The sequence below is a fragment of the Paenibacillus sp. J31R34 genome, from assembly GCF_059383715.1.
The window spans coordinates 310981-324302 of record NZ_JBXENU010000005.1; the positions used below are offsets into that span (position 1 = coordinate 310981).

The 13322-nt window shown below is 48.4% G+C and carries 12 protein-coding genes; 10 read left to right on the plus strand and 2 right to left on the minus strand.

The features are described from left to right. Positions 1–118: 118 nt before the first annotated feature. The 4 genes from AC50YG_RS16350 to AC50YG_RS16365 all read left to right on the plus strand — a co-directional run bounded on the left by AC50YG_RS16350 (position 119) and on the right by AC50YG_RS16365 (position 4346). Entirely contained in the window at positions 119–1147 is a 1029-nt protein-coding gene (locus tag AC50YG_RS16350) for a helix-turn-helix domain-containing protein (RefSeq protein ID WP_494828064.1), read from the plus strand. Between the two features lie 208 nt (positions 1148–1355). Beyond that, entirely contained in the window at positions 1356–2150 is a 795-nt protein-coding gene (locus tag AC50YG_RS16355) for an SDR family NAD(P)-dependent oxidoreductase (protein ID WP_494828065.1), read from the plus strand. A 755-nt stretch (positions 2151–2905) separates the two neighbouring features. Next, complete coding sequence (locus tag AC50YG_RS16360; protein ID WP_494828066.1) at positions 2906–3886, plus strand: aldo/keto reductase; 981 nt, start codon at positions 2906–2908, stop codon at positions 3884–3886. A 73-nt stretch (positions 3887–3959) separates the two neighbouring features. Next, positions 3960–4346, plus strand: a complete 387-nt coding sequence (locus AC50YG_RS16365) for a MerR family transcriptional regulator (RefSeq protein ID WP_473760623.1) — start codon at positions 3960–3962, stop codon at positions 4344–4346. Positions 4347–4489: 143 nt separating this feature from the next. Here AC50YG_RS16365 and AC50YG_RS16370 read toward each other — a convergent pair whose 3' ends face one another. Further along, complete coding sequence (locus AC50YG_RS16370) at positions 4490–4837, minus strand: ArsR/SmtB family transcription factor (RefSeq protein ID WP_473760621.1); 348 nt, start codon at positions 4835–4837, stop codon at positions 4490–4492. A gap of 134 nt (positions 4838–4971) precedes the next feature. Between AC50YG_RS16370 and AC50YG_RS16375 the strand changes: the two genes are divergently transcribed. Further along, on the plus strand, positions 4972–6033 hold the full coding sequence (locus AC50YG_RS16375; protein ID WP_494828067.1) for a flavin-containing monooxygenase: 1062 nt from the start codon (positions 4972–4974) through the stop codon (positions 6031–6033). Between the two features lie 84 nt (positions 6034–6117). Here the strand turns inward: AC50YG_RS16375 and AC50YG_RS16380 are convergent, their stop codons facing one another. Beyond that, the gene (locus AC50YG_RS16380) at positions 6118–7131 is read right to left on the minus strand and encodes a LacI family DNA-binding transcriptional regulator (RefSeq protein ID WP_494828068.1); all 1014 of its coding nucleotides are present in this window, start codon (positions 7129–7131) and stop codon (positions 6118–6120) included. Between the two features lie 229 nt (positions 7132–7360). Between AC50YG_RS16380 and AC50YG_RS16385 the strand changes: the two genes are divergently transcribed. From AC50YG_RS16385 to AC50YG_RS16405, 5 genes are all read left to right on the plus strand, one after another. After that, positions 7361–9151, plus strand: coding sequence for an L-fucose isomerase (locus AC50YG_RS16385; protein WP_494828069.1), 1791 nt, complete (start codon positions 7361–7363; stop codon positions 9149–9151). Positions 9152–9345: 194 nt separating this feature from the next. Continuing rightward, positions 9346–10005, plus strand: coding sequence for a class II aldolase/adducin family protein (locus tag AC50YG_RS16390; RefSeq protein WP_494828070.1), 660 nt, complete (start codon positions 9346–9348; stop codon positions 10003–10005). Between the two features lie 40 nt (positions 10006–10045). Then, positions 10046–11572 (plus strand): rhamnulokinase, encoded by a 1527-nt coding sequence (locus AC50YG_RS16395; protein ID WP_494828071.1) that lies wholly within the window; start codon positions 10046–10048, stop codon positions 11570–11572. Between the two features lie 28 nt (positions 11573–11600). Then, the gene (gene fucU / locus AC50YG_RS16400) at positions 11601–12029 is read left to right on the plus strand and encodes an L-fucose mutarotase (RefSeq protein WP_056043218.1); all 429 of its coding nucleotides are present in this window, start codon (positions 11601–11603) and stop codon (positions 12027–12029) included. 154 nt (positions 12030–12183) lie between these two features. Continuing rightward, on the plus strand, positions 12184–13209 hold the full coding sequence (locus AC50YG_RS16405; protein WP_494828072.1) for a CHAP domain-containing protein: 1026 nt from the start codon (positions 12184–12186) through the stop codon (positions 13207–13209). The last annotated feature ends 113 nt before the right edge of the window (positions 13210–13322 follow it).

Below are 13322 nucleotides of genomic sequence, written 5' to 3' on the forward strand. Positions count from 1 at the left end.
TGAAGGTTTTTGTCTATATGGGGGCTGCATAGGCAGATTAGACGGAACAATCTTACGTGTTGTTTAATGTAATTAAGATAGCTTGAGCAGGTAAGCAGCTAAAGGAGTGCCATATTTAATGAATACTGAGGTCTCGGACCGCATTAAAATCCCGCCAGGCTTTTGGGAGGGGGTGCATCAACTGGGGATCGCCGCCCAGGATATAGCCCGCATAGCGCGACTGCCGCTCACCATAATGACTGAGCCGTTCGTTACTACAGATCAATATTTCGCGATTTGGCAGGCTTATTCCAATCTCATTGGTGACACAGCCATAGGAATCATTAAGCTTGCGACTGCCTTTGAAACAGCGAAGTATCCACCGACTGTCCTAGCCCCTTACCATGCTCGCGACTATCGCGATGCTCTAAACCGAATGGCTCGGTATAAGCAGCTTTGTCCCCCTGAAAGCTTGCGTATGACCGAGGAGGGGGAGCGCTGTACAATCGAACTGGAATGGCGAAATGCGGAGCAAGCCGGCCCGCCGATGCTGGTTGGCGTCACGCTGGCCTTTCTTCTGGAGCTTGGGCGCCGGGGCACAGGGCAGCCTTTGATGGCGCAGCTTGTCGAATTTTCGAGCTCAATGGGCGATGTACATGCCCTAGAAGCTTATTTCGGCTGTCCAATCCGGATTGGTGCAGCAGGCAATCGATTGACGCTGCATCGAAAAGATTTGGACCGCCCCTTTATGTCGTACAACGAAGAGCTGTTGGAGATTCTGACCCCTGCACTAGATCGCACGCTCGATGAACACCAGCCTAGCCAGTCCATGGCCGAGACGGTCAAATGGATCATAAAACGCAGCCTCACAGGAGGGCGTCCCGATATTCAGGCTGTTGCGAAGGAGCTTAGCATTAGCGAGCGTACATTGCAGCGGCGGCTAACAGATGAGAACACGAGCTTCAAGCAGCTGTTGACACAAGCTAGACATGAGCAGGCACGGGAGTACTTGGCAGACCCATCGCTCGAAATTAAAGAAGTGGCTTTCTTGATTGGCTATGAAGACCAAAATTCGTTCTACCGTGCCTTCCGCCTTTGGGAAGGGGATACGCCTTCAAATTGGCGTGCCGAACATTTAGGATCAAATACACTATCGTTTCATACTTAGTCCACTCTCCACCATTTTCTCCAGAAAGCTCGCATTTATTAGGCTTTTATCATTTGGCGTGTTAAGCAAGTAGGTTGGCGCAATATGCTAGTTACTGAGCAATCCAGACAAGGTAATATAATGACTATCCGTAAGCAAGGGATTGTTGCAAAAATGACTGCTGATAAGCTCGCCAACATCATACGTAAATGAAATGGAGAAATGCAAGATGGATATGGGATTAAACAATAAAACAGCTTTCGTTACAGGATCTACGAAGGGCATCGGCAAGGCCATTGCCACCGAGCTTGCCAAAGAAGGGGTTCATGTCCTCATTAATGGGCGCAATGATGAGGAGGTAGAACGAACGGTAAATGAAATAAAGTTAGCTTTCCCGGCTACCTCTCCTCAAAATGCTACAGCCGATATTGTGGATAGTGGGCAGCGAGAGGCTTTGTTTGAAAAATACCCAAGCGTTGATATTCTGGTTAATAATATGGGTGTTTATGAAATCATGAAATATGAGGATACCCACGATGAGGTATGGGAAAAATACTTCCGTACGAATGTTCTTGCAGCAAATGGCTTAACCAAATTTTATTTGCCTAACATGTTGAAAAATAATAACGGCCGCATTATCTTTATTGCGAGTGAAGAAGCCGTCATGCCTTCAGGCCTAATGCCTCAGTATGCGATGACTAAATCCATGCTGTTATCATTGTTTAAAAGCTTGTCTAAACTAACGACAGGAACAGAAGTTACAATCAATACGATAATGCCAGGCCCGACACTCTCTGAACAAGTGCATCAAATTATTGATGGCATGTACCCTGACGAAGGCTTGACCTTTTCAGAAAAAGAGAAAAAATTTATGGCTGGTCATTTGCCTCAATCGGAAATACAGCGATTTATCAGGCCTAATGAAATTGGCAGGCTAGCTGCATTTGTATGCAGTCCTTATGCATCTGCCTTTAAAGGTTCCCCGATCCGCATGGATGGGGGAATGGTGCCGACTATTTATTAAAAATGTCCTAGCCGAGAACTGATTTTCATAGTGAATAAAATCAAAGGAGCTGCATGCGCAGCTCCTTTTCCTATCTATTCCATTCCAATTATTTCATTGTAATCTTGCAAATTCCAGATATCAAGGGACGCAGACACTCGAGTCCACAAATCTAAGATCAAGCCCAAAATTTATCCAGCCAACTCCGGGTCCTACCCAGCGCCAGCCAGCGATTGAATTTGGCCCAACGAAAGTAAGAAACATCCAGTAGGAAGCGCCATTGCTTTGCCAAATATACGTGAATTTGTTTCGACAGCCAGCTATTGCACCTGAATCTATTAACGTGGTAGCTCCCGGTGGCAATTGTGGTGGTCTGGGTGGAATGGTAGAAGGCGGAGCGAAAGCAGGAGGACCTCCTTGATTAGGTGGTTGAACGGGAGGCTGCGGGCTTGGAAATGTTGGCATGCCTGGTTGAGGGAAAAAAGGAGGAACGATTGGCGGTGGCATTGAAGGCCCTGGAATTCCAAACGGTCCAAACGCACGAGAATAAAAATCAGGAACATAAACCCACATGATGAATAACTCCTTTTACATTTCATTGTTCAAAGCATTCATGGAAACTTATATGGCAATGTATGATGCACATTAGCCTAGTGATACTAGGTTAAGTGCCCAATTTTTGGGCCGCACATATAATCGCTTGACTTGGAGCTAACTCCAGAGGTTAAACTACATACGAAGGAAACAGTACTTAATTGAAAGTGAGGAACGATCAAATGGAATATGTGAAGCTTGGAAATACCGGCCTGGATGTATCTCAGCTTTGTCTTGGCTGTATGAGCTTTGGTGAAGCAGAGCGGTGGGTTCATCCATGGTTGCTTGATGAAGAGCACAGTCGTCCTATTATAAAAAAAGCGTTAGAGCTTGGTATTAATTTTTTTGATACAGCCAATGTGTATGCAGACGGAACGAGCGAGGAAATTGTTGGACGGGCTCTGAAGGATTATGCGAATCGTGATGAAATTGTGCTGGCTACTAAGGTACATTTCCGTATGCATCAAGGACCGAACGGTGCAGGTCTTTCTCGGAAGGCCATCATGAGTGAAATAGACAAAAGCCTTAAGCGATTGGGAACTGATTATGTAGACCTTTATCAAATTCATCGCTGGGATTATAATACGCCTATAGAAGAGACGATGGAAGCTTTGCACGATGTGGTGAAAGCCGGGAAGGCAAGATATATTGGAGCTTCCGCGATGTATGCATGGCAGTTCCAGAAGGCTTTATATACCGCTGAGAAAAATGGGTGGACGAAGTTTGTGTCGATGCAAAACCATCTAAACCTCATCTATCGTGAAGAGGAAAGGGAAATGCTGCCTCTTTGCAAGGAAGAAAAAATCGGTGTCATTCCTTATAGCCCGCTGGCATCGGGAAGATTGACACGTGATTGGTCCGAGAAGACACATCGCTCCGAAACCGATCAAGTTCAAAAATCGAAATACGATGCGACAGCAGTTACGGATCGATTGATTGTGGAGCGCGTTGCAGCCATCGCCGAAAATCGCGGTGTTCCCCGTGCTCAAATCGCGCTTGCTTGGGTGACGCAGAAAGAACAAGTCACGGGTCCGATTGTCGGCGCTTCGAAAATATCTCATCTTGAGGATGCGGCAGCTTCTCTATCCATAAAATTGACACCTGAAGAAATTGCGTCGCTGGAAGAGCCATACGTTCCTCATCCGGTCATTGGTGCCGTTTAATATGAATATAGGACAAGAACGCCTGACCATTTCCATAGGCGTTCTTTATTTTAAATGAGGAGGTGAAATCGCCATGTTTATACAAGAAGTAAGCGAAAAATTTGAGCTGTCACAGGATACGCTTCGCTATTACGAACGAATTGGGCTTATTCCACGAGTGAATCGCAATAAAAGCGGACTTAGAGACTATACAGAAGAAGATTGCCGGTGGGTTGAATTTGTCAAGTGTATGCGGGGCGCTGGTCTTCCAGTTGAGGTCCTTATTGAATATTTGGGGCTGTTTCAACAGGGGGATGAAACGCAAGAGACCAGAAAAGAGCTCCTGATCGATCAGCGCAAGCTGCTTAGAGCACGAATGGAAGAAATGAAGAGGGTGCTTGAACGCATGGATGATAAAATTGAAAGATATGAGCAGACGATCGTGAAGAAGGAAAAAACACTAAGCAGAGCTCAAAACTAAGAGTTAAATTGTAGTTCATTATACTGACGAAGGTCGATCATTTGTTGAGCTAGTGGAAGTATAACCATACGTATCGTAAGCTTAGGTCAACTAGGGATTACTGGTTGGCCTTTTTTTTGCGCTCATATCGCTGCAGCTGCAATCTACTCCTGGCTGTGTGCTGACGCAATCTGAACTAATTGGCGTATATGATCATCCTTCAACGAATAAAACACAAGCTTTCCTTCCTTCCGATAGTTGGCTAATCCAAGTTGTTTTAACGTTCGCAGATGATGCGAGGTGGTTGCGAGCGAGGAGTTAGTAATATTTGCCACGTCACACACACATAGTTCGTCCTCTTCGCATAAAGCAATTGCGACCTTTAGCCTTGTCTCATCGGCAAGTGCTTTAAACAGCTTGGCCATACTTTCAATGTTTTGCTGCTCTAGAGCATGCTGCACCTTACGTACTTTCGGCTCGTCATAACAATATATTTCACAGCTATCTTTCATACCGCACCCGCATCCTTATTCAAATTATTGATTGATTGTTGTTAGCTTAGCATATTATAATTATACAATCAAGTATATGTTTGATTGTTTGTTTTAAGTGTGAAAGAGCGGCGCTCAAGCTAGTTAATGGAAGGATGATACATATGTATGATGTGTTGGTTATAGGGGCAGGACAAGCGGGGCTAGCTGCAGGATATTATCTGAAAAAGAGTGGCTTAAGCTTTATCATTTTGGAAGCAGCAGCATCAATAGGGGATTCTTGGCGGCGGCGCTATGACTCGCTGCATCTCTTTACACCACGCATGTATGATGGATTGCCTGGCATGCCAATAGAAGGAACTCAGAATGGTCTGCCGAGTAAAGATGAGATTGCAGACTATCTTGAAGCCTATGCGAAAAATATGGCGTTTCCGATCAAGCTGAATTGTCTGGTTAAACGACTTTGGAAAGACGGCCATTTTAAAGCAGAAACAGCAGATGGAATTATTGAGGCTCGCAGCATTATCGTGGGAACAGGTCCATTCCAAGTGAAAAATGTCCCATCCTTTTCTAAAACATTATCAGAGAATGTAATCCAGCTGCACTCCTCAGAATACTTAAATCCAGAACAACTAAGCCCCGGAAACACGATCGTTGTGGGAGGCGGAAATTCAGGTGCCCAAATAGCAGTGGAGTTAGCTCAGGATCAGGATAAACCCAGATCGGTTTATATATCCGTAGCTCGTAATATTTCGTTCAAGCCTTTATATATTATAAGTCGCAGCATTTTCTGGTACTTTGAAAAACTCGGATTTCTTCGTGCAAGTACACAAAGCTCGATTGGGAAATGGTTGCAAAACCAGCCAGAGCAAGTATATGGATTCGAACTGAAGCAGCTGATGAAAGAGGGGAAAGTAAAGGTCTTTTCACGCGTAATGAATGCGATTGGCGACCGTGTTATCTGTGAGGATGGAAACGAAATAGAGGTTAAAAATGTCATTTGGGCTACTGGTTTCAAGCGCGATGACCATTGGATTGACATTCAGAATGCATTTGATTCATATGGTCAGATTAAGCATAATGAAGGTGTATCCCCGGTTTCGGGATTGTATTTCGTCGGTTTGCCATGGCAAAGCTCCAGAGGGTCGGCACTATTGGGTTGGGTAAAATATGACGCTCAAAAAATAGTAGATCATCTAGCTCTGACTAATAATTAAAGCTTGTTTAATAAAATAGCGGCGGCTGAGGACTAAATTTCCTGTCCTTGGCCGCCGCTATTTCTATTAATGCCGCCTGACCGCTTAACCGAGCTGCTTGACGGAGCTTCTTACAATGAGCTCCGCAGGCAGCACGACTTTCCGCCACGGCCCGGAGGCGCTGCCATTCTGGATACGGTCTATGAGCATTTGCATGCCGAGATAACCGAACTGGTAGGCTTGCTGGGCGACAACGGTCACAAACGGATTAATTTCCGCATAAGGGCCGAAATCATCAAAGCATACGATAGAAATATCGTCTGGTATATGCAGGCCGCGCTGCTGGAGCAGGCGAATTAGCTCAATGGCAATGACGTTGTTTCCGGCAATGATTGCGGTCGGAAGCGGGTTTATGCTGTCGATCCAGGCATTCATGGCAGACAGATCATTTTGCGGGCCGAAGCTGGTCTCGAATAAATAATCAGGCTCATATGCCAGCCCATTGAGCTGAAGCGCCTCCCTGTAGCCTTGCAAGCGAAGGCGGGCGCTGGAGCTCGACTGCGAGCCGTTGACCATCATAATTCGCGTATGCCCCTGCTCCACAAGATGATCCACAAGCTGGCGGGCGCCTTCCTTGCTGTCCCCAAGAACGATATCGCATTCAACCCCTGGCACTTCGCGGTCAATAAGCACGAATGGGGTCTGATGCTGAAGCAGCGACTCCAGATTGGGCAGGGAAGGGTCGCCAGTTGGCGCCATCATCACGCCGTCGACCCGCGTCGTTAGAATCGTATGGATATAATCCGATTCCTTCTCTAAATTCTCATCGCTGTTGCCGAACAGCAGCTTGTAGCCATTTTTCGTAGCGGCATCCTCTGCTCCTCGTGACAGCGTCGTATAAAACGGATTCGTAATATCGGCAATAAGCAAAAACAGCAGGCGGGTATGCTGGAGCACCAGACTTCTCGCCATCTGGTTCGGCACATAGTGCATGTCCTCCATCACTTTCTTGACCTTTGCCCGCGTCTTGTCGCTTATTCGGCCTGTGTTATTGATCACTCGCGATACGGTCATCGCCGAAACCCCGGATCGCTGAGCGATATCGTAAATCGTAACCATGCGGCTTGCTCCTTATCTATTCATCCCAATCGTTTTGTATTCTACCATCTTACAAAAGAGAGCCATTGACAGCAACCCTCAAGCTTGATAAATTAGAGTTACCGATAACTCAATACTAACTCAATACTAACTCAAGCAGCTGGTTATGCACTTATATTTCATCGCGAAACGGAAGCTTTGCCGCCAGAGGACGGCAAAAGCCGTTTACGCTTGTAGTGGAGGGATAATAGTGACACAAGAAAAGCATCGTTTTGAAAGCGGTTTCCCTAAAATAGGTATTCGTCCTACGATCGATGGACGCCGTAAGGGCGTGCGCGAATCGCTCGAAGAGCAGACGATGAATATGGCAAAATCGGTAGCGGCGCTCATCGGCGAGCATTTGCGTTATCCGAACGGTCAGCCGGTTGAATGCGTCATTGCGGACAGCTGTATCGGCGGCGTAGCGGAAGCGGCAGCTTGCGCGGACAAATTTGCCCGCGAGCGCGTAGGCGTATCTATCACCGTAACGCCATGCTGGTGTTATGGCACCGAGACGATGGATATGGACCCGTCCATTCCGAAAGCGGTTTGGGGCTTTAACGGCACAGAGCGTCCAGGCGCCGTATATTTGGCCGCTGTACTATCCGGCTATGCGCAGAAGGGCCTTCCGGCCTTCGGCATTTATGGCGAGGAAGTACAGGATTCTGGCGACACGAGCATCCCTGAAGATGTGAAGGGCAAGCTGCTGGGCTTCGCGAAAGCGGGTCTTGTTGTAGCTTATATGCGCGGCAAAGCTTATTTGTCGATGGGCTCCGTATCCATGGGAATCGCGGGCTCGATCGTAAGCGATGCTTTTTTTCAGGAATATTTGGGCATGCGTACCGAGTATGTGGATATGTCGGAATTCGTCCGCCGCTTCGAAGAGGAAATTTATGATGGTGAAGAATTTGCTCGTGCGCTGGCATGGGTGAAGGAAAACTGTCCAGAGGGAGCAGACAACAATCCAGCGCAAATCCAGACCTCCAGAGAGCAGAAGGATAAGGATTGGGAAACCGTTGTGAAAATGACGATGATTGCCCGCGACCTGATGGTCGGCAATCCGCGTCTTGTGGAGCTTGGCTTCGGGGAAGAGGCGATGGGCCACAATGCGATTGTTTCCGGCTTCCAGGGGCAGCGCCAATGGACGGATCATTTTCCAAACGGCGATTTCATGGAAACACTGCTTAACTCCTCGTTCGACTGGAACGGCATCCGCGCACCTTACACGGTAGCAACGGAAAATGACAGCTTGAACGGCGTTGCGATGCTGTTCGGCAATTTGCTGACGAATACGGCGCAAATTTTCGCCGATGTGCGGACGTATTGGAGTCCTGATTCGGTAGAGCGCGTAACGGGCCATAAGCTGGAAGGGCATGCAGCGGGCGGCATTTTGCACCTAATCAACTCCGGTTCGGCGACGCTTGACGGCACAGGCGAGCAGCAACTGGATGGCAAGCCTGCGCTTAAGCCGCATTGGGAAATTTCTGAGCAGGAGGCGGCGGATTGCCTGAAAGCAACATCGTGGCGTCCGGCATCGGTCGAGTATTTCCGTGGCGGCGGCTATTCCTCCGACTATTTGACCCGCGGCGGCATGCCGATGACGATGTCCCGAATCAATTTGGTTAAGGGCATTGGTCCCGTTCTGCAAATTGCCGAAGGTTATTCGGTTGATCTGCCAGAAGGCGTTCATGATGTGCTCGACAAACGGACAGATCCGACTTGGCCGACGACATGGTTCGCTCCGATTTTGACAGGCAGCGGTGCATTCCGCAGCGTTTATGAAGTGATGGACCAATGGGGCGCAAATCATGGCTCTATCAGCTACGGGCATATTGGCGCGGATTTAATTACGCTTGCTTCGATGCTGCGTATTCCAGTCAATATGCACAATGTGGCAGAGGAGAAGCTGTTCCGTCCACGCGCTTGGGGCTTGTTCGGCACGAGTAATGCGGAAAGCGCAGATTACCGCGCTTGCGACAACTTTGGGCCGTTATATAAATAACAAGGTGAAACGGTTGCCCTCCGTCCTCTGGCGGCGCGGCGCGTTTCAGTCCGAGAAATATAAGGCTATTTATACGTGAAAAACTTATAAATTCTTATATTTTGAATAATTGAATGAGTCATCTACAAGCTGCCGTTCCGAGCATTTGGGGCGGCAGCTTCATGGGTTCAATCAGATAGAGGAGGAAGAGAGAAATGAGCAGCATGGAAATGAGAGAGGAACTATGCAAATACGCAAAAAAGACGGTAGCGAACCGTCTGGTGGTTGGTCCAGGCGGCAACATTAGTGCGAAGCATGAGGGCAAAATGTATCTTTCTCCGAGCGGCTTTGCACTGGATGAAATTGAGCCGGAGCAGTGGGTAGAGGTCGATATTGAGACTGGAGCCGTAACGGATACGGGCTTCCGTCCATCGTCCGAGGTGCTGATGCACTTATATGCTTATCGTGCGAATCCGAATATCGGAGCCATCGTGCATACGCATCCGCCTTATTGCATCGCTTTTACACTTGTGGAGCAGGAGCTGCCGATTATGTTCCCCGATCAGGCCGCGCTTGTAGGCAAGACGGTATATATTCCCTATGTTCTGCCAACTACAGATAAGCTCGCTGATGCGCTAGTGGAGAAAGTGAATGCTGCGAGCTCGATTTTGCTAGGCAATCATGGACTGGTAACGACAGGACGCAACCTGCGTGAAGCCTACTACCGCACGGAGGTTGTAGAGGAAAGCGCAAAAATTTTCCTGATCGCCAAAGCCATCAAAGAGCCAAAAGTGCTGACGACGGAAGAATTTGAAGAAATCGCATCGCTGGAGAGCGAGGCATACCGCATTCAGCTGCTGCAAAAAATGCAGTAGTATTGCGTTGAATCCGCTAGGCAGAGGAGGAGTGCAGGGGATGGCAAATGCAGCGAAAACGGCGGCGACCGTGCTTGCCTTTGATCTGGGCGCAAGCAGCGGCAGGGCGCTAATAGGCAAGCTTGCTGTGCATGCAGAGGGCAAGCGAAAGCTAGAGGTGACCGAGCTTCATCGTTTTCCCAACTATGCGGTACAAGTAGGACAGCATTTGCACTGGGATATTTTGCGACTGCTGCAGGAGATGAAGACTGCCATTCGCAAGGCATTCCAGCAGGGCTATCAGCCGGCCACCTTTGGCGTAGATACATGGGGAGTGGACTTTGGCCTCTTGGATTCGCAAGGCGAGCTGCTGGGCAATCCGTATCATTACCGCGACCCGCAGACGGAAGGCTTGATCGAAGAGGTAGAGCAGCTGCTGAGCCGAGAGGAGCAGTATCAGCAGGGTGGACTCCAGTTCATGCCCTTTAATACAATTTATCAGCTGTATGCGATGAGCAAGGCAGGCTCGCCCAAGCTGGCGGCCGCCGAGACGCTGCTGCTGACACCGGATTTGCTCGTTTATTTTTTGACAGGCAAGAAGGTATGTGAATTTACGATGGCGACTACGACGCAGCTGTTTCATCCCGAGCGGCAGCAGTGGAATGAGCCGCTTATGCAGCAGCTCGGCATTCCAGCGAAGCTGTTTCTTGCGCCGATTCATCCGGGACAGCGCATTGGGCCGCTTACAGCGGAAGTATGCGAAGAGCTGGCTGTACCGCCGATTGAAGCGATAGCCGTAGGCACGCATGATACGGAATCAGCGGTTGCTGCTGTGCCAGCGGCAGGCGGGAAAGCTTTTGCCTATTTGGTATGCGGCACGTGGTCGCTGCTCGGCACCGAGCTTGCGAGTCCGCTGCTGACGCCAGAGGCGCTGGCGCTCGATTTTTCCAATGAAGGCGGAGTCGGCGGGACCTATCAGCTGCTCAAAAATATTATGGGCCTGTGGATTTTGCAGGAATGCCACCGTGAATGGGAGGCGCAAGGTGAAGAGCTGTCCTTCGCCCAGCTTGTGGTGGAGGCGGAGCAGGCGGTACCATTCCGCAGCCTGATTCATCCGGATGATTTGCGTTTTTACAGTCCATCTTGCATGATTCGAACTGTGCAGCAGTATTGCGAGGAGACGGGGCAGCCTGTACCGCAGTCGCGGGGCGAAATCGCAAGATGCATTCTTGAAAGTCTGGCGCTGAAATATCGTTATGCGCTGGAGCAAATGGAGCAGCTAACCGGAGAGACGTATGCCGGTCTGCACATGGTTGGCGGCGGCATACAGAACAAGCTGCTCTGCCGCTTTACAGCGAATGCGATTGGCCGCTCGGTATGGGCAGGTCCGGTCGAAGCGAGCGCAATCGGCAATATGCTCGTCCAGCTCATTGCCCAAGGGGAATGTGTGGATTTGCAGGAGGCGCGGCAGCTATCGGCGGCATCGTTTGAGATGGATGCCTATGAGCCGGCGCCGGCGGAGCAGCAAGTATGGGAGCAGGCTTACGAAGCTTACCTGCGGTTAGTCGCTTTGCAGGTGAAGTCTTAATTTCAATCATACCAAGGGAGTGTTTAAGGTGCTGCATGGGATATCCAAATTAATTTCACCGGAGCTTCTGAAAATATTAATGGAAATGGGCCACAGCGACGAAATCGTGCTGGCCGACGGCAATTTCCCGGTCATGAGCCACGCGCAGCGCGTTGTCCGGGCGGACGGGCACGGCATTCCGGAGCTGCTGGAAGCGATATTGCCGCTGTTTCCCTTGGATCAATATGTGGAGCGCCCGGCGGCGCTTATGCAGGTTGTTCCTGGCGATACGGTACAGACGCCAATCTGGGAGCAGTATCAGCTCATTATAGAGCAGCATACGCCAGTACGCGAGAAGCCTGAGGAAGTGGAGCGCTTCGCTTTCTATGAGCGGGCGAAGAAGGCTTATGCCATTGTGGCAACTGGCGAGCAGGCGCTGTATGCGAATATTATTTTGAAAAAAGGCGTTATTAAATAGCCTGTTCAGACGTCAAAACGGCACGGGAATGTTTCGTTACATTCTGAGCCGTTTTTTTGTTTACATATATTACGCTGAAGCGTACCATAAGTTGGGGCAAGTTTTTTAATTAACTTTCTTGAGTCAGCATGATTAAAGGGCAGGGGGCAAAATTTTGATCGGAGAGAAGAAGGTTAAGCGTATTGAAAGTGTTCGTGGTCTTGTTCAAGAAATGCTCTTACATACAGGGGAGATCGGCTATAAAAATAAAACCGAAGTACATCTTTATGGGGTATCAAATTTCGCTTCGATGCTTGCTATGAGAAGAGGACAAGATCCGGAAATTGCCGGGATCGCCGGGTTGCTTCACAGTTATTATTTCTATAGAACGGGAATTAAAGACTTTCCTGGTCCAAACAGTGCAGATGCGGTAAGACCTATACTGCGCAGTACGCAGCTCTTTTCTGACGAAGAGCAGCGTGTCATTCTTCGAGCGATCTTTTATCAAGAAGCTATACATCGAACGCAGGACCCCTACGAGGAAATCATTAAAGATGCTATTTTATTGCAGATGTATTTTCAGAATACAGGTAACTATTCATCCAAGGCGGTTATACATAGACTGCAAAATGTATTTATTGAATTTGGGATTAATGCGGAAGACAGACGTCTTAGGCTGGCAGATTTTTCAGAAATTTTTGCAGGGAAAAATATTATTGGCATCCCGGAAGATGAACGCTACCAGGAAATTTGCAAGTATTGGCCGGACACTGATATCTATAAAGTGCTGGAAGGGAATTGGTGCGCGGCATTCGTTTACTACTGCTGTATGAAAGTGGGCATACGATTGCCGATTCGCTATCCGAATCGCATGTATCGATTAGCAGGGGTTGGCGCATGGCTGGATTGGGCCCAATTGCCTGAAACGGGGTTTTTCTATCGGGATAAACAAGATGGATTTACACCAAAGCGTGGGGATATCGTTATTTACGAGAAGCTTTTGAGTGATCACTCTCACGATCATATCGGAATTGTTCTAGCTTGTGAGGACAACAAAATTAGGGTTGCAGAAGGTAACCTAGACAATAAAAACGGCTCTGGTGTTTTATATAGGGATAGAGACCATTGTATTTTCGGATATATCCGTATAGACAACGGTTATTTTTTTAATTTCGATGGGGAATATAAGCCTATCCGTTAATTTAAAACGCAGGGTCATTTTGTTGCTCAACAGATAGTTAAATTCAAAATTCCAAATAAAGAGCCATCCCACAAAGGATGGCTCTAAAACTTGAAGTTACAGACAGCGTGGAG

Excerpts from the sequence above, each read along its gene's own strand:
- AC50YG_RS16350 (WP_494828064.1), top strand. The coding sequence starts at position 119 with ATGAATACTGAGGTCTCGGACCGCATTAAAATCCCGCCAGGCTTTTGG.
- AC50YG_RS16355 (WP_494828065.1), top strand. The coding sequence starts at position 1,356 with ATGGATATGGGATTAAACAATAAAACAGCTTTCGTTACAGGATCTACG.
- AC50YG_RS16360 (WP_494828066.1), top strand. The coding sequence starts at position 2,906 with ATGGAATATGTGAAGCTTGGAAATACCGGCCTGGATGTATCTCAGCTT.
- AC50YG_RS16365 (WP_473760623.1), top strand. The coding sequence starts at position 3,960 with ATGTTTATACAAGAAGTAAGCGAAAAATTTGAGCTGTCACAGGATACG.
- AC50YG_RS16370 (WP_473760621.1), bottom strand. The coding sequence starts at position 4,837 with ATGAAAGATAGCTGTGAAATATATTGTTATGACGAGCCGAAAGTACGT.
- AC50YG_RS16375 (WP_494828067.1), top strand. The coding sequence starts at position 4,972 with ATGATACATATGTATGATGTGTTGGTTATAGGGGCAGGACAAGCGGGG.
- AC50YG_RS16380 (WP_494828068.1), bottom strand. The coding sequence starts at position 7,131 with ATGGTTACGATTTACGATATCGCTCAGCGATCCGGGGTTTCGGCGATG.
- AC50YG_RS16390 (WP_494828070.1), top strand. The coding sequence starts at position 9,346 with ATGAGCAGCATGGAAATGAGAGAGGAACTATGCAAATACGCAAAAAAG.
- AC50YG_RS16395 (WP_494828071.1), top strand. The coding sequence starts at position 10,046 with ATGGCAAATGCAGCGAAAACGGCGGCGACCGTGCTTGCCTTTGATCTG.